General features: G+C 62.8%; 18 protein-coding genes and 1 pseudogene. 12 read left to right on the forward strand and 7 right to left on the reverse strand.

Annotation, left to right across the window (positions count from 1 at the left end; translation table 11 throughout):
* Nucleotides 1-2 precede the first annotated feature (2 nt).
* Both fahA and maiA read left to right on the forward strand, forming a co-directional pair.
* Nucleotides 3-1,307 carry a fumarylacetoacetase gene (fahA, locus tag IB249_RS29255; RefSeq protein WP_192309812.1) on the forward strand — a complete coding sequence of 435 codons (1,305 nt, stop codon included), beginning with the start codon at nt 3-5 and terminating at the stop codon, nt 1,305-1,307.
* Nucleotides 1,308-1,318: 11 nt separating this feature from the next.
* Complete coding sequence (gene maiA, locus IB249_RS29260; protein WP_192309814.1) at nt 1,319-1,954, forward strand: maleylacetoacetate isomerase; 636 nt, start codon at nt 1,319-1,321, stop codon at nt 1,952-1,954.
* Between the two features lie 117 nt (nt 1,955-2,071).
* On the opposite strand, the gene IB249_RS29265 is transcribed toward maiA, so the two are convergent.
* Complete coding sequence (locus IB249_RS29265) at nt 2,072-2,875, reverse strand: SirB1 family protein (protein ID WP_192309817.1); 804 nt, start codon at nt 2,873-2,875, stop codon at nt 2,072-2,074.
* A 173-nt stretch (nt 2,876-3,048) separates the two neighbouring features.
* Between IB249_RS29265 and IB249_RS29270 the strand changes: the two genes are divergently transcribed.
* A complete protein-coding gene (locus IB249_RS29270; RefSeq protein ID WP_192309819.1) occupies nt 3,049-4,068 on the forward strand; it encodes a Glu/Leu/Phe/Val dehydrogenase family protein in 1,020 nt (339 codons plus the stop codon).
* 176 nt (nt 4,069-4,244) lie between these two features.
* On the opposite strand, the pseudogene IB249_RS29275 reads toward IB249_RS29270, so the two are convergent.
* Nucleotides 4,245-4,484 (reverse strand): annotated as a pseudogene (locus IB249_RS29275) (YebG family protein); the annotation flags it as partial.
* A 283-nt stretch (nt 4,485-4,767) separates the two neighbouring features.
* Here IB249_RS29275 and IB249_RS29280 point away from each other — a divergent pair.
* Complete coding sequence (locus tag IB249_RS29280; protein WP_192309824.1) at nt 4,768-5,268, forward strand: phosphate-starvation-inducible protein PsiE; 501 nt, start codon at nt 4,768-4,770, stop codon at nt 5,266-5,268.
* Here the strand turns inward: IB249_RS29280 and IB249_RS29285 are convergent.
* Nucleotides 5,265-5,582: a DUF3509 domain-containing protein gene (locus tag IB249_RS29285; RefSeq protein ID WP_192309825.1), complete on the reverse strand. Its 318-nt coding sequence runs from the start codon at nt 5,580-5,582 to the stop codon at nt 5,265-5,267. The genes IB249_RS29280 and IB249_RS29285 overlap by 4 nt on opposite strands.
* A gap of 505 nt (nt 5,583-6,087) precedes the next feature.
* Between IB249_RS29285 and IB249_RS29290 the strand changes: the two genes are divergently transcribed.
* Nucleotides 6,088-6,495, forward strand: coding sequence for an HPF/RaiA family ribosome-associated protein (locus IB249_RS29290; RefSeq protein WP_192309826.1), 408 nt, complete (start codon nt 6,088-6,090; stop codon nt 6,493-6,495).
* Nucleotides 6,496-6,579: 84 nt separating this feature from the next.
* On the opposite strand, the gene fecA is transcribed toward IB249_RS29290, so the two are convergent.
* The 3 genes from fecA to IB249_RS29305 all read right to left on the reverse strand — a co-directional run bounded on the left by fecA (nt 6,580) and on the right by IB249_RS29305 (nt 10,439).
* Nucleotides 6,580-8,913 carry a TonB-dependent Fe(3+) dicitrate receptor FecA gene (fecA, locus tag IB249_RS29295; RefSeq protein WP_192309827.1) on the reverse strand — a complete coding sequence of 778 codons (2,334 nt, stop codon included), beginning with the start codon at nt 8,911-8,913 and terminating at the stop codon, nt 6,580-6,582.
* A gap of 102 nt (nt 8,914-9,015) precedes the next feature.
* Nucleotides 9,016-9,954: a FecR domain-containing protein gene (locus IB249_RS29300; RefSeq protein ID WP_192309828.1), complete on the reverse strand. Its 939-nt coding sequence runs from the start codon at nt 9,952-9,954 to the stop codon at nt 9,016-9,018.
* Nucleotides 9,951-10,439 carry a sigma-70 family RNA polymerase sigma factor gene (locus IB249_RS29305; protein ID WP_192309829.1) on the reverse strand — a complete coding sequence of 163 codons (489 nt, stop codon included), beginning with the start codon at nt 10,437-10,439 and terminating at the stop codon, nt 9,951-9,953. The genes IB249_RS29300 and IB249_RS29305 overlap by 4 nt, the downstream gene beginning before the upstream one ends.
* A 183-nt stretch (nt 10,440-10,622) precedes the next feature.
* Between IB249_RS29305 and IB249_RS29310 the strand changes: the two genes are divergently transcribed.
* The 6 genes from IB249_RS29310 to IB249_RS29335 all read left to right on the forward strand — a co-directional run bounded on the left by IB249_RS29310 (nt 10,623) and on the right by IB249_RS29335 (nt 17,035).
* The gene (locus tag IB249_RS29310; RefSeq protein ID WP_192309832.1) at nt 10,623-10,928 is read left to right on the forward strand and encodes a DUF3649 domain-containing protein; all 306 of its coding nucleotides are present in this window, start codon (nt 10,623-10,625) and stop codon (nt 10,926-10,928) included.
* Nucleotides 10,925-12,505: a PepSY-associated TM helix domain-containing protein gene (locus tag IB249_RS29315; protein WP_192309834.1), complete on the forward strand. Its 1,581-nt coding sequence runs from the start codon at nt 10,925-10,927 to the stop codon at nt 12,503-12,505. The genes IB249_RS29310 and IB249_RS29315 overlap by 4 nt, the downstream gene beginning before the upstream one ends.
* A complete protein-coding gene (locus IB249_RS29320; RefSeq protein ID WP_192309837.1) occupies nt 12,506-12,829 on the forward strand; it encodes a DUF3325 domain-containing protein in 324 nt (107 codons plus the stop codon).
* A 6-nt stretch (nt 12,830-12,835) separates the two neighbouring features.
* Entirely contained in the window at nt 12,836-13,399 is a 564-nt protein-coding gene (locus IB249_RS29325; protein WP_192309839.1) for an RNA polymerase sigma factor, read from the forward strand.
* Nucleotides 13,396-14,382 carry a FecR family protein gene (locus IB249_RS29330; RefSeq protein WP_192309841.1) on the forward strand — a complete coding sequence of 329 codons (987 nt, stop codon included), beginning with the start codon at nt 13,396-13,398 and terminating at the stop codon, nt 14,380-14,382. Before IB249_RS29325 ends, IB249_RS29330 begins: the two co-directional genes overlap by 4 nt.
* A 223-nt stretch (nt 14,383-14,605) precedes the next feature.
* Entirely contained in the window at nt 14,606-17,035 is a 2,430-nt protein-coding gene (locus IB249_RS29335; RefSeq protein WP_192309844.1) for a TonB-dependent siderophore receptor, read from the forward strand.
* 52 nt (nt 17,036-17,087) lie between these two features.
* On the opposite strand, the gene IB249_RS29340 is transcribed toward IB249_RS29335, so the two are convergent.
* Complete coding sequence (locus IB249_RS29340; protein WP_192309847.1) at nt 17,088-17,963, reverse strand: helix-turn-helix domain-containing protein; 876 nt, start codon at nt 17,961-17,963, stop codon at nt 17,088-17,090.
* Nucleotides 17,964-18,099: 136 nt separating this feature from the next.
* Between IB249_RS29340 and IB249_RS29345 the strand changes: the two genes are divergently transcribed.
* Nucleotides 18,100-19,002 (forward strand): DMT family transporter, encoded by a 903-nt coding sequence (locus IB249_RS29345; protein WP_192309849.1) that lies wholly within the window; start codon nt 18,100-18,102, stop codon nt 19,000-19,002.
* Nucleotides 19,003-19,185: the final 183 nt, after the last annotated feature.

The following is a 19,185-nucleotide window of genomic DNA, read 5'->3' on the forward strand; positions in this document are numbered from 1 at the left end:
CCATGACTCAGACTTCCATCACTCGCAGCTGGGTAGCCTCCGCCAATGGTCATGGGGATTTCCCCCTGCAGAACCTGCCGCTGGGCGTGTTCAGCGTGCAAGGTTCGGCGCCGCGCAGCGGCGTAGCCATCGGTGAGCATATCTTCGATCTGGAAGCGGCACTGGAGGCCGGCCTGTTCGAGGGCGCTGCGAAAGCCGCCGTGCAAGCCACCCGTGGCGGTCAGCTCAATGCCTTTTTCGAACTGGGCCGCGACGCACGCATTGCCTTGCGTGAACGCTTGATCGAGCTGCTCGGGGAAGGCAGCACCCTGCACGGCAAGATCGAAGCCCAAGGCGCAAAACTGCTGCCGCTGGCGGCCCACTGCGAGATGCACCTGCCGGCCAGGATCGGCGACTACACCGACTTCTATGTCGGTATCGAGCACGCGCAAAACGTCGGCAAGTTGTTCCGCCCCGATAACCCCCTGCTGCCGAATTACAAGCACGTGCCGATTGGTTATCACGGTCGGGCCTCGACCGTTCGCCCCTCCGGCACCGACGTGCGTCGTCCCAAGGGCCAGACCCTGCCGGCCGGTCAGACCGAGCCAACGTTCGGCCCGTGCGCACGCCTGGACTACGAGCTGGAACTGGGCATCTGGATCGGCCAGGGCAATGCGATGGGCGAGCCGATTGGCATTGCCGAGGCTGGCGACCACATCGCCGGCTTCTGCCTGCTCAACGACTGGTCGGCGCGGGACATCCAGGCCTGGGAGTACCAGCCGCTGGGACCGTTCCTGTCCAAGAGTTTCATCACCAGCGTTTCGCCGTGGGTGGTGACCGCCGAAGCGCTGGAGCCGTTCCGCCGTGCGCAAGCGGCGCGACCCGAAGGCGACCCGCAGCCGCTGCCCTACCTGTTCGACAGCCGCGACCAGGCCGCGGGCGCTTTCGACATCGAGCTGGAAGTGCTGCTGATCACCGAAGGCCTGCGCGAGCAGAATTTGCCGGCCCATCGCCTGACACTGAGCAACACCCAATACATGTACTGGACCGTGGCGCAGATGGTCGCGCACCACAGCGTCAACGGCTGCCAGTTGCAGGCCGGCGACCTGTTCGGTTCGGGCACGTTGTCGGGGCCGGAAAGTGGCCAGTTCGGCAGCCTGCTGGAAATCACCGAAGGCGGTAAAAAGCCGATCGAACTGGCCTCTGGCGAAGTGCGCAAGTTCCTGGAGGACGGCGACGAAATCATCCTGCGCGCGCGCTGCCGTCGCGACGGCTTTGCCTCCATCGGTTTCGGTGAATGCCGTGGCAAAGTGCTGTCGGCGCGTTAGGAGGACGAGGTATGGAGCTCTACACCTACTACCGTTCGACTTCGTCCTATCGGGTGCGGATTGCGCTGGCGCTCAAGGGGCTGGATTACCAGGCATTGCCGATCAATCTCGTCGCACCGCCCGGCGGCGAGCATCGCCAGGCGCCTTACCTGAGCATCAACCCACAAGGCCGGGTGCCGGCCTTGCGCACCGAAGAAGGGGAGCTGCTGATCCAGTCACCGGCGATCATCGAGTACCTGGAAGAACGTTATCCACAGGTGCCGCTGCTGTCGAAAAGCCTCGCTGCCCGCGCCCGTGAGCGCGGTGTGGCGGCGGTCATCGGTTGCGACGTACATCCGCTGCACAACGTCAGTGTGCTCAACCGCCTGCGCCAGTGGGGGCACGATGAAACGCAGGTGAGCGAGTGGATCGGTCACTGGATCGGCCAGGGTCTGGCGACGGTCGAGCAGTTGATTGGCGATGAAGGCTTTTGCTTTGGCGAGAAGCCGGGCCTGGCGGACGTGTATCTGATTGCGCAGCTCTACGCCGCCGAGCGCTTCAAGGTTTCGCTGGAGGCGTACCCACGGATTCGTCGGGTGGCGGAGCTGGCGGCGCAGCATCCCGCGTTTATCAAGGCTCACCCATCGAATCAGCCGGACACACCTTGAGGCACACGCACGAGATTGTGGGAGCGAGCCGGCTCGCGAAGAGGCCCGCTCAGTCAACGTCCATGGTGCCTGATACGCCGCCATCGCGAGCCGGCTCGCTCCCACAGGAGTTTGGGGTCAGTGGACGATCGAGTTGGGCGGCAAATGCCCCAGCCGTTCGGTCAGGCGAATCCGCTGGATCGGGTCGTCGGTGAGCAGCAGGGCATGCTCCAGGTCGAAGCGCTCGGCGTTCGGGCAGTCCAGCCGCTGGTAAAGACTGGCACGGGCCAGGTAGTCGGCCGTCGTGCCATTGCCCAGCTCCAGCACACGCTCGGCGTCGACCAGCGCACTGATGTAGTCGTCGTGGGAAAGGTACAGCTGGCGCAGGTTGCGCGACAGCCGTTGCAACATTTGCCTGGGTTCGGCGGTGAGCAGGTGCTCGGCGCTGAGCTTCAGGTTCGGGCCGTATTGGCGTTGCAGCAGTTCGCGGCAATCGTTGGGGTACAGCCGGCGTCCGCCGCACGGGTCGAGCAGGTGGTCGGCCCCTGGCACCCGCAACAGGAAATGCCCCGGAAAGTTGACGCCCACCAGGGGGATTTCCAGGCCCCTGCCCAGTTCCAGCGCAATCAGCCCCAGAGCCAGGGGTTGACCGCGCCGGCGCTCCAGCACCTTGTCGAGCAATGCAGCTTGCGGGCGCAGAGGAGTGAAGTCGTCCTGGGCGAAGCCCAGGTCATTCAGGCGGCGCAACAACGGTTGCGCCAGCTCGCTCACGGACAGCATCGGCAGGCCCTGACTGACGCGCTGTTGCAGGTCCCGCAGGTTGGCCAGTACCGTCGCTGGATCCACTTCCCTGTCGTGTTCGACGGCGATCCACAGCGCTGCCTCGAACAGCGCGGGCGGTGATCGTTGCAGGCAATCGAAGAAGTGTTGGCGCGGCGTCATCAGAATCTCCGGTGAATGCCTCGTTTTAGCCCCGTCGCCGACATTCGTCCAGTGGCAGGCCAGGTTATGTCCGAAACCCCGAATAGTGTCGCTGCTTATTCCGGCGTGCTTCAGCAATTTTTGGGCGCGAGCCTATACTGGCGACTACAAGAAGTGATTCGGGAGCCCTTACGATGTTCGCTCTCATGCAAAGCACTCGCCTTGAATCGCTGCATCTGAGCGTCGACCCGGTCACCGGGTTGAAGGCGGTCATTGCCATCCATAACAGCCGTCTGGGGCCCGCCCTGGGAGGTTGTCGTTACCTGGCCTATCCCAGCGACGATTCAGCGGTCGAGGATGCGATTCGCCTTGCCCGGGGCATGAGCTACAAGGCGGCGCTGGCGGGACTCGCGCAGGGCGGCGGCGTGGCGGTGATTGTCCGTCCGGTTCACGTGGAAAATCGCGCCGCGCTGTTCGAAGCGTTCGGCCGCTGCATCAATCAGCTCGACGGTCGCTACATTACCGCGATCGACAGCGGCACCTCGGTGGCGGACATGGACTGCATCGCCCAGCAGACCCAGCATGTCACCAGTACCACCTCGGCCGGCGACCCGGCGCCCCACGCGGCGATGGGCGTGTTCACCGGCATCCGCGCCACGGCCATGGCCCGCCTGGGCAGCGATAACCTTGAAGGTCTGCGCGTGGCCATCCAGGGCCTGGGCAATGTGGGTTACGCGTTGGCCGAACAGCTGCACGCCGTGGGTGCCGAACTGTTGGTCAGCGACATCGATCAAGGCAAGGTGCAACTGGCGATGGAGCAGCTCAACGCCCATCCGATTGCCAACGACGCATTGCTCAGCACCCCGTGCGACATTCTTGCGCCATGCGGCCTCGGCGGCGTGCTCAACAGCCATAGCGTGTCGCAACTGCGTTGCTCGGCGGTGGCCGGTTCGGCGAACAATCAACTGACCCATCTGGACGTCGCCGATCAACTGGAGCGACGGGGCATCCTCTATGCGCCGGATTACGTGATCAACTCCGGTGGGCTGATCTACGTGTCGCTCAAGCACCGGGGCGAAGAGCTGGCGACCATCACGGCCCACCTGTCGAAAATCAGTTCACGGCTGACCGAAGTGTTCGCTCATGCCCAGGCGGAAAAACGCTCTCCGGCGCGGGTGGCGGACGAATTGGCAGAGAAAGTCCTGTACCGCTGATACCTCGCCTTTAGCCCGGGCATGAAAAAGGCCCTGAGCCATTCGACTCAGGGCCTGTTCAATCCTGGGGCCTACTTCGCTGTTTTAGCGGCCTTGGCCGGCTTGGCCGGCGCAGGTGCTTGCGCCTCTTCAACGGCCGGGGCCTGTTCTTCGGCAACTTCAACCGGCGCATGAATCAGTTCGGACAGGGCGTCCGGCTGGCTCTTGAACGCCTTGGCAAATACCTCGCGGTTCTTCGCCATGTAGATCCCGACCTCGTCCACCTGCTGTTCGCTCAGGGACGGGACGGCTTTTTGCAGCACTTCAGCCAGCAATTCGGCCAGTTCGAGCATTTTGTCATGACGGTCAGCTTCGGCTTTATCCATGAACAAGCGCTCCAGATCTCGGCTGCTGCGGTATACCACTTCGACGGCCATTCACCACCTCACATGCCTTCACGATAGTTGTCTGTTTCGACCACTGTATTTATATACAGCGAAAAGGATAAGCGAATCCCTGCGCTTTGGGTAGTGGCTTTTTAATGTAGACCGGAATCAGGATTTGTCAGCATCCCTGGCAGGTGCGACCAAACGCCACGGCGCGCGTTTTCGGGGCGCTCGCCATCATGTTGCGGGCGCCCCTGGCCTTTTTTCTGCATGCAGAACAACCGTCACGTCCAACCCGCATCATCCGCTCGAACCGAGCTAAGGAAGAATCATCGTGAAAATCAACTGGGCCGAAAACCTGCGGCAGAACGTGCATGAACTGGCCGAGTCACTGGGCAATCTGTTTGTCGAGAGCTTCCACTACCTGGCGCTGTTCGCCATTGGTGCGGTGACCGCCTGGGCGGCGGTGATGGAATTCCTGGGAATGCTCGACAAGGGCCACATCAAGATCGACGACATCCTGCTGCTGTTCATCTATCTGGAGCTGGGGGCAATGGTCGGGATTTACTTCAAGACCAACCACATGCCGGTGCGTTTCCTGATCTACGTGGCAATCACGGCGTTGACCCGCCTGCTGATCTCCAACGTCTCGCACCATAACCCGCCCGACCTCGGCATCATCTACCTGTGTGGCGGCATTCTGCTGCTGGCGTTTGCGATCCTGGTGGTGCGTTATGCCTCGTCGCAGTTCCCCTCGGTGAAGATCGACCACCCGCAACGCAAGATCGGTGCGGGTTCCGCCGAGCATCCCGAGGTGGAGAAGGGCGAACTCTAAAGGCGCAGGTCCGGCCGTTGCTGCCCCTTGGCGGGCGGTGGCGGCAGGGTGCGGCTGTCGCCATCGGTCATGGCTTCGAGGATGGTCATGGCGCTATGACCCTGCTCGATGGCAATGCCGAACTGGATGCTTTGCACCAGGCGCTTGAGGCGCTTGGGGTCGTTGCGCTGTTCGCTGCTGATCATCCGCTTGGCCACGATTCGACCGCTGTTGGACAGGGTCAGCATGATGCTGCCATCAAGCCCCTGAATGCTCAGGTTGATCTGGTAGTCCGGTGCGAAGGCATCGGTAATGATCTGAAAAGGGTTGTCCATGATGCGTCACCGCCTGATTGAACGTGCAGTTGTTGACCGGCCACGATCGGGTTGGTTCGCAACTCCGGACCACTGGGCACGTTGCAAGCGGCATGCCCATCGCAAGCGCCGCTTCTCCGGCAGGAGCGAGCTCGCTGGCGAAAAACGCGAGAACCACTCGGTACAGCGGGCTGAACGCAAGCCGCAACCGTTCATCGCAAACGGAAATTGCCGTCGAAATGTCTTCGGATTGATTGCCCGATTCAGGGCATGGAGGGGGTTTGATGAGCGCTGAAGGAGCGGCAGATGTGAGCAATTATGACAGGGAAGCGAAGCGACCCAACTCCCGACCTTACCAGCGCTTTTACCCGTTGTCCGGCTTTTTTTGCGAATGAATATTTATCTTTTTTTAGGGGTTGAATTGTTCGGCGCGCAGACCGATTGTGTAAGCAAGAGGTCACGGTGACGACGCCCAAGGGCCAGCCGAAGGGGCCTCTAGCGAGCTAGCTGAAATAAGGGATGAACTATGCAAATCCAAGTCAACAGCGATAACCATATTCAAAGCAGCATCCGACTGGAGGAGTGGGTACGTACTACCATTGAGAGCACGCTCGAACGATATGAAGAGGACCTGACACGCGTCGAGGTTCACCTGCGGGACGAGAACGGCGACAAGCCGGGTCCCCACGATTTGCGCTGCCAGCTGGAGGCGCGGCCAAAAGGCCATCAACCAGTTTCCGTCACTCACAAAGCCGACACCCTGGAGCAAGCGATCGACGGTGCGGCGGAGAAACTCGAACACGCACTGGAGCACCTGTTCGGCAAACTGCGAGGCAAGCCACGTGCCGCAGTAGTGCCATTCGACAGGGGCACCGCCGATGCGCTGCTCGAAGATGAATTTCTCGAAAACGAACAGGCTGCACAAAACGGCTGATGCCTGATTCGCCTGTTACTGTCCACCACTGAAAACGGGCCTGCTGATGCAGGCCCGTTCTTGTTTGTGCCCTTGCGATTGTGATCAGAAAGCGACCGAAGTCTGCACATACACCGTCCGCGGTTCTCCCACGTACTTGCCCTTGTTGTTGTCGTCGAATGAGCGGGTAAAGTACGGGTGGTTGAAAATGTTCTTCACCCCGACCGCCACGTTCAGGTCCGACAGCTTTGGCCCGAAATCATACGCTGCCCGGCTGCTGAACAGCATGTAGCCCGGGATCTTGCCGGTGCTGCCATCGGCGGATTCGCTCGAAGTGTTGGCGTTGTCGGCGAACTGGTCGCTCTGATAGCTGCTGTCCAGGTTGAGCTTCCACGCGCCTTCGGTGTAGCCGAGCCCCAGGGTGCCCTTGTGTTTCGAGGAGAACGGCACGCGATTGCCCTTGTTCGGTCCGTCCTCGCGGATGGTCGCGTCCACGTAGGCGTACGTGGCGTAGACATCGAAGCCGGCCAGCGTCGGGCTCAAGTCATCCAGCGCATAATTGATGCTGGTTTCGATGCCCTGGTGACGGGTCTCACCGCGAGCGATGACCGAGTCGTTGGTCTGGTTGCTTTCGTACTGATTGTCGAAGTTGATCAGGAATGCGCCGATTTCCGCACGCAACGCACCGTTGTCGTAACGGGTGCCCAGTTCCCAGGTCCGCGCCTTTTCCGGTTTCACTTCACCGCTGGTGACTCGGTTGGGCATCTGGCTGTACTGCACGCTACCGAACGAGCCTTCGGTGTTGGCGTACAGGTTCCAGCTGTCGCTCAGGTGATAAAGCACATTCAACGCCGGCAGCGCGGTGTTGTAGTCGCCCTTGTATTTCTGGTCCGTCAGGTTGTTGGTCTGTTGCGAGTCGATCATTTCGTAGCGGATGCCCGGCGTGATCGTCCATTGGCCGATGTCGATCCGGTCGTCGAGGAACAACGCGTTGGCCTCGGTGCCGCCGCGGGTGTCGCGGTCGTTGCGGCTGTTGGTGGTCGGGTACTGGTTGCTGGCAATCGGCGTGCGATAGCGTAGTTCGTGACCGGCCTCGTTGATGTAGCGGTAGCCGACGCCGACTTCGTGACGGGTCGGGCCCAGGTCGAATCCCTGGGCGAAACGGGTTTCCAGGCCCCTTACCCAATACTCGCGCGGTGACAGCGAGAGGAAGGTACCTTGGTCCAGGTAGCCGCTGCGCAGGGTTTTGGTGAAGAAGGTGCTGGCCGTGAATTCGCGGCGATCCTGTTGATAGCGATAGCCGAAGTTGAACATCGTGCGGCGCCCCCAGAACTGGTCTTTCGGGCGGGTGGACTGGTAGGGGTCGGCGTCATAATCGGCAACGCTCAGGCCACCGGGCATGTCGGCCTTGCCTTCGTAATACTGCGCCATGGCGTTCAAGCTGTTGGCGTCGTCGAGTTGATAGTTGCCCTTGAGGATCAAGTCATCGATTTCAGTGTCGCTGTGCTCGCGCCAGTCGCCACCGCGCGTGCCGGAGTACAGCACGGCGCCACCCAGGCCATTGTCGGCGGTGCCGCCGGCCAGCAGGTTGCCGGTGGTCTTGAAACCGTCATGGCTGGAGGACGGGCTGGTTTCGGTCTGGAAGCCGCCCTTGACCGTCGGTTCATCGGGAATCGCGCGGGTCACGAAGTTGACCACGCCGCCCACGTTCTGCGGGCCGTACCGCACGGCACCGCCGCCGCGCACCACGTCGACCGCGTCCATGTTGCCCATGCTGATCGGTGCGAACGACAGTTGCGGTTGGCCATAAGGCGCAAAGGGCACCGGTATGCCGTCCATCAACACGGTCGAGCGTGAAGCCAGGCGCGGGTTGAGGCCACGGATGCCGAAATTCAGCGCCATGTCATGGCTGCCGGTGCCGTTGTTGTCCGGTGCGTTGACACCGGGGATACGGTTGAGCACGTCCCTGGCCTGCGTCGCGCCCTGGCGTTCGAACGCTTCGCGGCGGATCACGTCACGGGCGCCAGGATGCTCGAACACGTTGATCTGCGCGGCGTCGCCCAGCCAGTCGCCGACGATCTTCGAGGCGTCCAGTTCCAGTGGCGCGTCGATCGTCGGATGCAGGCTGAACGCCTTGTCACCCTCAGCGCGAGCCTGCAGGCCCGTGCCTTCGAGCAGGGCGTTCAAACCCTGTTCGGTGGTGTAGTTGCCTTCCAGCCCACGGCTTTGCACGCCGTGGGTGACCTGCGACCCAAACGAAATCAACACGCCAGCCTGCCGGCCGAACTGGTTGAGGGCGGTTTCCAGCGAGGACGGGGCAATGTGGTACGACTTGGCGTCGTCGGCCAATGCGAGCGGCAGAGCACCGAAGCTCAGGCTGGCGCCCAGCAGCAGTTGACGCAGGGTGCGGGCCAGCGGGGTGAGACGAGTGGGTTGCATGAAGGACAATCCTGAGAAGGTGAAATCAAGGTGGCTTTCCTTCTCTGTCACGCCAGCTCCGCAAATCGGCTCATTTATTTTTTCATCGGTGAACAAGCGTGTTCAGGCCCGTGCTTCGACCGTTACCCAATACCGGGTAAAGCGCCGGACTTTCACCGGCAGGCTGATTTCCAGCAAATCCAGAATTCGCTCGCTGTCGTCCAGCGGATAGGTTCCGGAGATCAACAGGTCGGCAATCTTTGCCTCGCACTTGAGGTGGCCGTGACGGTAGCGGGCGAGTTCGGCGAGGAAATCCGCGAGGCGCATGTGGGCGGCCACCAGCATGCCATCCGCCCAGGCGCCGCTGTTGGCGTCCAGCGCTTGTGGTGGGCTGATGTCATGGGCGCTGAAGCTCGATTGTCGGGTGCTCGCCAATGTCAGTGGCGAGCCCCTGTCCGGGTTCAACCGGACACTGCCTTCGAACACCGCGACCTGGGTGCGGTCGGCAAACTGCCGAACGTTCAGGCGCGCCCCGTTGGTGCTCAGCAGGCCCTGGGCGGTGCGCACCTGGAAGGCTTTGGCGGTCGTCAGCAGCATCTCGCCTTCGAGCAAACGGATCAGCCGTTGTGCACCGTCGATCTGCACGTCCGCCGAGCTTGCGGTGTTGAGCTGCAATTGGCTGCCGTCATCGAGGGCGATTGTGCGGCGCTGGCCGACCGGGCTGCGATAATCCGCCAGCAACGGCGGCAGCAGGTCGCGCTCGCGCACGCCCCAGGCCACGGCACTGCCGGCGCCCAGGATCAGCAACAGCTTCAGTGCCTGGCGACGGGCGCTAGAGGTCGGTGCGTTCAAGGCGGCGTGGGCCAGCGGCGAGGACAGGCCCCGCAGCCGCTGGTTGACCCGTTGAATATGCTCCCACGCCCGCTGATGTTCGCTGTGCCCCTCCAGCCAATGCTGCCAGGCGACTTGCTGGCGCGGGCTCAACGGTCCCTGCTGCATTTTCATCAGCCATTGCACAGCCTGCTCGGCGATCTGGGGCGAGAAATCCGTGGGTCGATTCATAGGGCGAAGTAGCAGCGCATCGCCGCTTTGTTCAGGTGGCGCTTGACCGTGGCGATGGAAATCCCCAGTTCGTTGGCGATCTGTGGATAAGTCAGGCCGTCGACCTGTGCCAGCAGGAACGCACGCTTGACCAGGTGCGGCAAGCCGTCAAGCAACTGGTCCAGTTCCATCAGGGTTTGCAGGATGATCGCCCGTTCTTCTTCGGACGGCGCGACGTTCTCCGGCATCTGGGCCAGGGCATCGAGGTACGCGCGCTCCAGATCCTGGCGACGATAGTGGTTGAACAGCACGCGTTTGGCGAGGGTCGTGAGGAACGCGCGCGGTTCGATGATCTGTGGGGCTTCCCTTGCGTTCAGGATCCGCATGAAGGTGTCCTGGGCCAGATCTGCCGCGCTGTCAGGGCAGCCGAGCTTGCGCCGCAACCAACCGGTGAGCCAGCTGTGATGGGCGTGATAGAGACCTTCGACGGGATTGTCTGGCTGCAACGGGATACTCCGAGCGCACACGGATACGTTAGAGAACAAGAATTGTTCGCATTGTAGTGGGGTCGATCTGCATCAGGCAATCGGATCTGTTTTGCGTATGAGAATATTTATCATTAATATTGCAGCTTGGCTGGCCCGCAGGGCTGGCGGTGAATTCGCTTCCGAGCATCTCCAGGTCTGAACATGAAAGGCAAAACCCGTTCGCTCCCCGTGTCCTATCGGCTGGCCGTTGCCTCACGGGTGCTGGCCGCCGTGTTGGGCGGCTACATCGTCGCTGCACTGGCCAGCGTCAGCCTGAGTTCGTGGGTGCCCATGGCCCGGGCGGACGCCGTGGTCACCGGCATGATGACTTCTTTTCTGGCTTACCTTGGCGCGGTGATCTGGTGTTTCGCCTGTCGCACGGCAGGTCGGGCCTGGCTCGGATTGATCGTGCCGGGCCTGATGCTGGCGGCGGTGTCGGGGTTGGCGTATTGGGTGGAGCGCTCATGAAAGAGGGTTTTCGTCAGGCGATGGCCTGGCTGCACACCTGGGCCGGCCTGACCTTCGGCTGGTTGCTGTTCGCGATTTTCCTGACCGGCACGCTCGCCTACTTCAATGATGAAACCAGCCACTGGATGCAGCCGGAAATCCCGGCCCGTTCGGTGAGCTCCGAAGCCAGTCTGAACGTGGCGCAAAACTACCTGGAGCAACACGCGGCCGGTGCCTCGCGCTGGTTGATCGAGCTGCCGAATGCCCGTGAACCCGGCCTGTCGGTCCGCTGGCAACAGACGCCCGCCAAGCGCGGCGAGCGTGGCCAGTTCACGGAAAAACGCCTCGACCCGCAAACCGGTGCCGAAGTGCAGGGCCGGGAGACCAGCGGCGGCGAGTTCTTCTATCGCTTCCACTTCCAGCTGCAAATGCCTTATCCGTGGGGCCGCTGGCTGTCGACCATCGCGGCGATGGTGATGTTTGTCGCGCTGATCAGCGGGATCATCACTCACAAGAAAATCTTCAAGGACTTCTTCACCTTCCGCCCGCGCAAGGGCCAGCGTTCCTGGCTCGATGGCCATAACGCGGTGGCCGTGCTGGTGCTGCCGTTCCATTTGATGATCACCTACAGCAGCCTGGTGATCTTCATGTCGATGGTGATGCCGGCCAGTATTCTGGCCTCTTACAAAGGCGATGTTCGGGGGTTCTTCGACGAGGTGTTCCCGGCTTCGACGACGCCTGAGCTGTCAGGCCAGCCCGCCGCGCTGGCGCCGTTGGCTCCGCTGCTGGACAAGGCTCGCGAGCAGTGGGGAGGGGGGCGGACCGGGCGTCTTACGGTGAACAATCCGGGGGACACGAACGCCTCGGTGGTGCTGGTGCGTGACGGTGCCGATCGCGTGGTGCATGACTTCGGCAGCGCGGTGACCTTCAATGGCGTCACCGGGCAGTTGCTTGGCACGACCCCGGAGCCGTCGCTGCCGAGGGCGATTGCCGGCAGTTTCTACGGTTTGCACATGGGCCATTTCGCGGGCCCGGTGCTGCGCTGGCTGTACTTCGTTTTCGGGTTGGCGGGCACGGCGATGATCGGCACCGGGTTGGTGATCTGGCTGGGCAAGCGTCAGCTCAAACATGCCAAGAGCGCGGCGATGCCGTTCGAGTTGCGGCTGGTGGAGGTGCTGAACATCGCTGGCATGTCCGGGCTGATGGTCGCGGTGGCGGCATTTTTCTGGGCCAATCGTCTGTTGCCGCTGGGGCTGGCCGGACGTGCGGCGTGGGAGGTGAACGCTTTTTTCATCGTCTGGGGCTTGAGTTTGCTGCACGCCGTGGTGCGCCGTGGCCGTCGGGCCTGGGTCGAGCAGTTGGCGCTGGCGGCGTTGCTGTTTGGCGCGGTGCCGCTGTTGAACGCCCTGACTACGCCGTATCACCTGGGCGCCAGCCTGGCACAGGGCGATTGGGCCATGGCCGGTTTCGATCTGACCTGCCTGGCCACGGGTGTGTTCTTTACCTGGGCTGCCTGGAAAATGCAGCGTGCCGCACAGCCGGAACGCGTGATCCGGGTGCGCGCACAACCGATCACCCTTGAGCAGGAGGCGCACTGAATGCTGCTCGCCCTGTTGCTCTGTTATGTGGGTTTTACCGCCCTGTGTCTGGCGATGGATCGGCACCATGTCGAACTGTTGGGGCGTCAATCGTCCCCGCACCGTCGTCAGGGCCTGAGGCTCGGCGGTGGATTGTTGCTGGCCTTGGCGTTGTGGCCGGCGGTGGCGTCCTCCGGTTGGGGCCTGGGGCTGGTGCAGTGGTGTGCCGTGTTGATGCTCAGTGCGTTGCTGCTGGTGCTGTTGATCCCGTACCGGCCACGCCTGGCCCTGTCGCTGGCTGGCCTGAGTCTGCTCGCCAGTCCCGTTGCCATTTTGGCGCAGTAGGCATCGATGATCAGTACGCCTCCGGACGCCCGTGACGACGAACCGCACGGCGCCCGTGCGCATTTCCTCAAGGTGTTTCTGTCCCAGCGCTCGCAAATGGAGGCGTTGGTGAACCGTCGCGTGGGCTGTCGGGCGACGGCGGCGGACCTGGTGCAGGATCTGTTTCTGCGCTTCTGGCGGCGGCCGCTGGTGCAGGTCGAAGAGCTCAGCACCTACCTGTTGCGCTGCGCCGGCAACATCGCCATTGACCATTTGCGCAGCGAAGGCACGCGGGTCCGGGTCAACGAGGGCTGGCAACCGGATGAACCGGACAGCCACGGCAGTGAACCGCAGGCGGCGCTGGAGGCCGGCAATGATTTGCGCCATGTCGAAGCGGCGTTGCGCGCATTGCCCGAGCGCACGCGGCAGATTTTCCTGCTCAATCGCATCCATGGACGCAAGTACGCCGAGATAGCCAAGGCAATGGGCTTGTCCCAAAGCGCCGTGGAAAAACATATGATGCGCGCCCTCGACGCCTGCAAGGCCAGCCTGCGGGACCATGAACCGCGCACGCCAAGGAAAGCCCCGTGAACCAGCTTGATCACGTCACCCCGACGCCCGCCCAGGAGCAGGCTGCTTTCGCCTGGCTGAGCCTGTTGCACGATCAACCCAGCAGCGGTGACCAGGCAACGTTCAGCCAATGGCTGCAAGCCGATCCGGCCCATGCCGAGGCCTACGCCCGGGCGCAGGTGGTGTGGGAGTTGAGCGAGGGGCCGGCGCGCACCCTGGCCGATGAAGACGCCTTGGCCTTGCAGCGCTACCTCAACGTGATGAATGCGCCTCGTCGCCCCAGCATTCGACGCGTGGGCGGGGCGCTGGCGATGGCGGCCTGCCTGATGTTGATGATCAGCCTCGGTGCCGGCTGGCAGCCGTTGCGCTGGGTCGATGACCTGGGGGCTGACTACGTGTCGGCGCCGGGTGAAATCCGCACCGTGACACTGGCCGATCAATCCCGGGTGACCCTCGACGCGGACAGCGCCATCGCAGTGGATTTCAGCGCTGGCGAACGCCATGTGCAGTTGCGTCGCGGCGCGGGCTTTTTCAGCGTGACGCACACCGGTGAGCCGTTCGTGGTCGACGCCGAAAAGGGCCAGGCGCGGGTGCTGGGCACGCAATTCGAAGTGCGCCTGCAGGACCACGGTGCCCAGGTCACGGTGTTGTCCGGGCGAGTGGGCGTGACGGCGCACAGGCACGCTGAACAGCAAGTCCTGAGCGCTGGCCAGCAAGTGGCTTACGGCAACGGCGTCGCGGAAAAACTTCACGCCGTGGACAGCGAGGCGCAGTTGGCGTGGCGCCAGGGCTGGCTCAATTACTACAAGGCGACCCTGGCCGAGGTGGTGGGGGATTTGCAGCGCTACTACCCGGGCAGGATTGTGCTGCTCAATGATCAACTGGCGGCGCGTCGGGTCAGTGGCAGTTTTCCGAGCAAGGATCCGCAGGCGGTGCTGGGATCATTACAAGGCGTGATGGGGTTTGAGCAGCACAGCGTGGGGCCGCTGATCATTTTGCGGTGAGGCAGCCGGCCCCATCGCGAGCAGGCTCGCTCCCACAGTGATCGGTGGGGTTCGCAAAACCTGTGGGAGCGAGCCTGCTCGCGATGGGGCCAGAACAAACCCCCCATTACGCAACTAAAAATAATTTCAAAAATCCAGTGAGGTAAACCCGAACCCCATCCGTGTAGTGACTGAAACTGCGAGTCATTCGCATCCGTAGCGGTTCTACACAGGTCATTGAGCAATGAAGTCCAGGGCAAAATCCGGTTCGGTCAAACAGTGGTTGGGTGCTTCGGCACTGGGTATTTCGGCGTTGGCGTTGCTGCCGTTGAGCGTGGCACTGGCTGCCGAGTCCGGCGCGGCGCAACAGCAGGCGCAGTTTCGTTTCGCAATGGCCGCCAAACCGTTGCCCCAGGCCCTGAGCGACTTCAGCCGGATCACCGGCCTCAGCGTGGTCTACACCGATGAAGCCCCCTATGGTCTCACCGCACCGGCGGTCAGCGGGCAGATGAGTGCCGAACAGGCGCTGCAGCGTTTGCTCAGCGGTTCGAATTTCACCTTCCGCCGCACCGACGCCCACACCCTGGCACTGGAACCGCTGCCGACCGCAGGCGCCTTGAACCTGGGCGCCACCACCATCACCTCGGTGATGGATCAATCCATGAGCTACCAGCCGCCACCCACCAGTTCGGTGATGCGCTCCTCGGCCCTGCTCCAGGAAACGCCCCAGACCGTCAACGTGATCCCGGCCCAGGTCATCCGCGACCAGGCCCCGCGCAACCTCGACGATGCGCTGGCCAACGTCAGCGGCATCACCCAGGGCAACACGCTTGGCAGCACCCAGGACTCGGTGATGACCCGGGGGTTTGGCGACAACCGCAACGGTTCGATCATGCGCGACGGCATGCCGGTGGTGCAGGGGCGTGGCCTGAACGCCACGGTCGACCGGGTCGAAGTGCTCAAGGGGCCGGCCTCGTTGCTCTACGGCATCCAGGACCCGGGCGGTGTGGTCAACATGGTCAGCAAGAAGCCTGAACTGCAGCAGTACAACGCCCTGACCCTGCGCGGCTCGACCTACGGCGACGGCAAGAACGGCAGCGGTGGCGGCCTCGACAGCACCGGCGCGCTGGGCGATTCCGGGTTGGCGTACCGCCTGGTGCTGGACCACGAGGACGAAGATTACTGGCGCAACTTCGGCACCCACCGCGAGTCCCTGGTGGCGCCTTCGCTGGCCTGGTTCGGCGAGCGCACCACGCTGTTGTTCGCCTACGAACACCGCGAATTCCTGACCCCGTTCGACCGTGGCACGCTGATCGACCCGCGTGACAACCATCCGCTGGACATCTCCCGCGACCGGCGGCTCGACGAGCCCTTCAACAACATGGAAGGGCGCTCGGACCTCTATCATTTCGAAGCCGATCACGAGCTCAACGACAACTGGAAGGCTCACCTGGGCTACAGCTGGAACCGTGAAACCTACGACGCCAGCCAGGTGCGCGTCACGGCCATCAACACCGACAAGGGCACGCTGACCCGCAGCATGGACGGCACCCAGAACGCGATCAGCACCGACCGCTTCACCACCGCCAGTTTCGAAGGCAAGGTCACTGCGCTGGGCATGCAACATGACCTGGTGTTCGGCATTGACGACGAGTACCGCAAGATCTATCGCGAGGACCTGATTCGCCAGAAGAGCCTGACCACCTTCAGCTACCTCAACCCGGTTTATGGTCGCGAAGTCGAAGGCACCACCGTCAGCCCGGCCGACAGCGCGCAGACCGACGAGCTGCGCAGCAATTCAGCGTTCATGCAGGACTCCATCCACCTCACCGACCAATGGATTCTGGTCGCTGGCGGGCGTTTCCAGACCTATGACCAGTACGCGGGCAAGGGCGTGCCCTTCAAGGCCAACACCGACGGCAATGGCCAGAAGTGGGTGCCGCGTGCCGGCCTGGTCTATCGCTACACCGATGAACTGTCGTTCTACGGCAGCTACACCGAATCGTTCAAGCCCAACTCGACCATCGCTCCGCTCAGCGGCAGCAGCACGGTGCTCGACGGCAGCGTGGCGCCGGAAGAAGCCAAGTCCTGGGAGATCGGCGCCAAGCTCGACATGCCGGGGCGCATCACGGGTAACGTCGCGCTGTTCGACATCAAGAAACGCAACGTGCTGGTGGCCAACTCCGAAGGCCCGGTAACGCTCTACAGTGCAGCGGGTGAAGTGCGCTCGCGTGGCCTGGAAGTGGATGTGTCCGGCCAGCTCAGCGACCGCTGGAGCCTGATCGGCAGCTATGCCTACACCGATGCCGAAGTCACCGAAGACCCGACCTACAAAGGTAAAGCGCTGCAGAACGTGGCAAAGAATTCCGGCTCGCTGTCGGCGGTCTACGACTTCGGCGCCCTCATTGGCGGCGATCAGTTGCGGGTCGGCGCGGGCGCGCGGTATGTCGGTGAACGGGCGGGTAACGCCGTGAATGATTTCGACCTGCCGAGCTACACCGTGGCCGACGCGTTCGCCACCTACGAGACCAGACTCGAAGGGCAGAAGGTCAAGTTTCAGCTCAACGTGAAAAACCTGTTCGACCGTACTTACTACACGTCGGCGGCGAGTCGGTTCTTTGTGTCGATGGGGGATTCGCGGCAGGTGACGTTGTCCAGCACCTTGGAGTTCTGATCCTGGACCGTGTCGCTTCTATCGCGAGCAGGTCAGGCAGCTAAAAACTCACTTAGCGCAAAAACGCCTGCCGATACTCCCCGGGCGTCCCACCCAGCACCTGGCGGAACCGGTTGGTGAAGTGACTGGCGCTGGCGAACCCGCAGGCCAGCGCGACCTCCCCCAGAGGCTGCGAAGTGCTGCGCAACAACTCCCGCGCCCGCTCCAGTCGCCGCGCCAGCACATACTGGTGCGGCGGCAAGCCGAAGCTCTCGCGGAACATCCGCGCAAAGTGATATTCGGACAGCGCACACAACCCGGCCAGTTGCCCCAGGCTGATGGCCTCGGCCAATTGGTTGTCGATGAACTCCACCAATTGCCGGCGTTGATGCGCGGCCAATCCACCCTTGAGCCGCAGGCCGTCGCGCAGGCCCACTTGGCCGAGCAGGACGTGGCTGAGCATTTCGTGAGCCAGGCTGCTGGTGAGCAGGCGCTCGCCCGGCTCATCCCAATCGAGCGTGAGCATCTGGCGAAAGCGCCGGGCCTGCTGCGGGTCGTCGAGGAAGGTGCGCTCGCGCAACTGCAGCTCACGGGGCTCGCGATCCAGCAACGTGACGCAGCCAAGGGCGAACTGTTGCGCGCTGAAATACAGGTGGGCCAGGCGAATATGGCCGTTGATCACCCAGCCCGACTGGTGCTCGGCGGGCAGGATGCACAGCTTGTCCGGGCCGCCCTTGGTGCCGGGCTGGTCGCGGCGAAAGGTGCCGGTGCCGCCGGCGATGTAGCAGGACAGCGTGTGGTGGCCCGGCGCTTGGTACTCCTGGGCGTCGTGGTGGTTGCTCCACAGGGCTGCAGCCATGCCGTCACCGAGCTCGGCGCTGTGCTCGAGGCGAGCATGGGGCGAGCGGTTGAGGGCTTGAAAGACTTGCAGTGATTCCAGTGCGGGCATGATCTGTTCTCCAACGCCTTGCATCCTACTCCGTAGACGCCGGCCTGCCAGCCCGTGCGCCGACAAAAGCGCAAGTTTGTGCAAGTGCGAAGGCAACGGGCACGGGACACTGGAGGCCTATCGAGGAGTGTGTGCCATGAACCTTTCGCTGTACCTGCTGACCGTGCTGATCTGGGGCACCACCTGGATTGCCCTGAAATGGCAATTGGGCGTGGTGGCCATACCGGTGTCGATCGTCTATCGCTTCGGCCTCGCCGCGCTGGTGCTGTTCGTCATGTTGCTGCTCAGTCGCAAGCTGCAAGTGATGAATCGGCGCGGGCACCTGATCTGCCTGGCGCAGGGGTTGTGCCTGTTCTGCCTCAACTTCATGTGTTTCCTGACCGCGAGCCAGTGGATACCGAGCGGCCTGGTGGCGGTGGTGTTTTCCACGGCCACGCTGTGGAACGCCCTGAATGCGCGGGTGTTCTTCGGCCAGAAGATCGCGCGTAACGTGCTGTTGGGTGGCGCGTCGGGGCTGCTCGGGCTGGGGCTGCTGTTCTGGCCGGAACTGGTGGGCCACACCGCGAGCCCGCAGACCTTGCTCGGCCTGGGCCTGGCGCTGCTCGGCACGCTGTGCTTCTCGGCGGGCAACATGCTCTCGAGCCTGCAACAGAAGGCTGGCCTGAGGCCATTGACCACCAACGCCTGGGGCATGGCCTATGGCGCGGCGATGCTGTCGGTGTGGTGCCTGTTCAAGGGCATTCCCTTCGAGATGGAATGGAATGCGCGCTACATCGGCTCGTTGCTGTACCTGGTCATCCCCGGCTCGGTGATCGGTTTCACCGCCTACCTGACACTGGTCGGGCGCATGGGCCCCGAACGTGCCGCCTATTGCACGGTGCTGTTCCCGGTAGTGGCGCTCAATGTGTCGGCGTTCGCCGAAGGCTACCAGTGGACGGCCCCTGCGTTGGCCGGGCTGGTGCTGGTGATGCTGGGCAACGTGTTGGTGTTCCGGAAACCCGGTCCGCTAAGGGTGCCGGGCAACGGCAAGCTGGCGTGAACATCGGCGGATCGAGCGCATTGATTCAGCGTTCGATCCGCATCACCAGATAAATCAATAGCGGCAGGATGAACACGACGATATGCCGAGCCCATTCCTTGTCATTCCAGTGTTTCGATTCATCCCTATTGAACACGCGACGCCGATGACGTGAAAGCACACGTAGACTGCGGGCTGGACTGA

It is taken from the genome of Pseudomonas sp. PDM04 (genome assembly GCF_014851765.1).
GTDB lineage: Bacteria > Pseudomonadota > Gammaproteobacteria > Pseudomonadales > Pseudomonadaceae > Aquipseudomonas.

What these genes read in the sequence shown, in the direction of transcription:
- fahA (WP_192309812.1), top strand. Translation starts at nt 3, where the DNA reads ATGACTCAGACTTCCATCACTCGCAGCTGGGTAGCCTCCGCCAATGGT.
- maiA (WP_192309814.1), top strand. Translation starts at nt 1,319, where the DNA reads ATGGAGCTCTACACCTACTACCGTTCGACTTCGTCCTATCGGGTGCGG.
- IB249_RS29265 (WP_192309817.1), bottom strand. Translation starts at nt 2,875, where the DNA reads ATGACGCCGCGCCAACACTTCTTCGATTGCCTGCAACGATCACCGCCC.
- IB249_RS29270 (WP_192309819.1), top strand. Translation starts at nt 3,049, where the DNA reads ATGTTCGCTCTCATGCAAAGCACTCGCCTTGAATCGCTGCATCTGAGC.
- IB249_RS29285 (WP_192309825.1), bottom strand. Translation starts at nt 5,582, where the DNA reads ATGGACAACCCTTTTCAGATCATTACCGATGCCTTCGCACCGGACTAC.
- IB249_RS29290 (WP_192309826.1), top strand. Translation starts at nt 6,088, where the DNA reads ATGCAAATCCAAGTCAACAGCGATAACCATATTCAAAGCAGCATCCGA.
- fecA (WP_192309827.1), bottom strand. Translation starts at nt 8,913, where the DNA reads ATGCAACCCACTCGTCTCACCCCGCTGGCCCGCACCCTGCGTCAACTG.
- IB249_RS29300 (WP_192309828.1), bottom strand. Translation starts at nt 9,954, where the DNA reads ATGAATCGACCCACGGATTTCTCGCCCCAGATCGCCGAGCAGGCTGTG.
- IB249_RS29310 (WP_192309832.1), top strand. Translation starts at nt 10,623, where the DNA reads ATGAAAGGCAAAACCCGTTCGCTCCCCGTGTCCTATCGGCTGGCCGTT.
- IB249_RS29315 (WP_192309834.1), top strand. Translation starts at nt 10,925, where the DNA reads ATGAAAGAGGGTTTTCGTCAGGCGATGGCCTGGCTGCACACCTGGGCC.
- IB249_RS29320 (WP_192309837.1), top strand. Translation starts at nt 12,506, where the DNA reads ATGCTGCTCGCCCTGTTGCTCTGTTATGTGGGTTTTACCGCCCTGTGT.
- IB249_RS29325 (WP_192309839.1), top strand. Translation starts at nt 12,836, where the DNA reads ATGATCAGTACGCCTCCGGACGCCCGTGACGACGAACCGCACGGCGCC.
- IB249_RS29335 (WP_192309844.1), top strand. Translation starts at nt 14,606, where the DNA reads ATGAAGTCCAGGGCAAAATCCGGTTCGGTCAAACAGTGGTTGGGTGCT.
- IB249_RS29340 (WP_192309847.1), bottom strand. Translation starts at nt 17,963, where the DNA reads ATGCCCGCACTGGAATCACTGCAAGTCTTTCAAGCCCTCAACCGCTCG.
- IB249_RS29345 (WP_192309849.1), top strand. Translation starts at nt 18,100, where the DNA reads ATGAACCTTTCGCTGTACCTGCTGACCGTGCTGATCTGGGGCACCACC.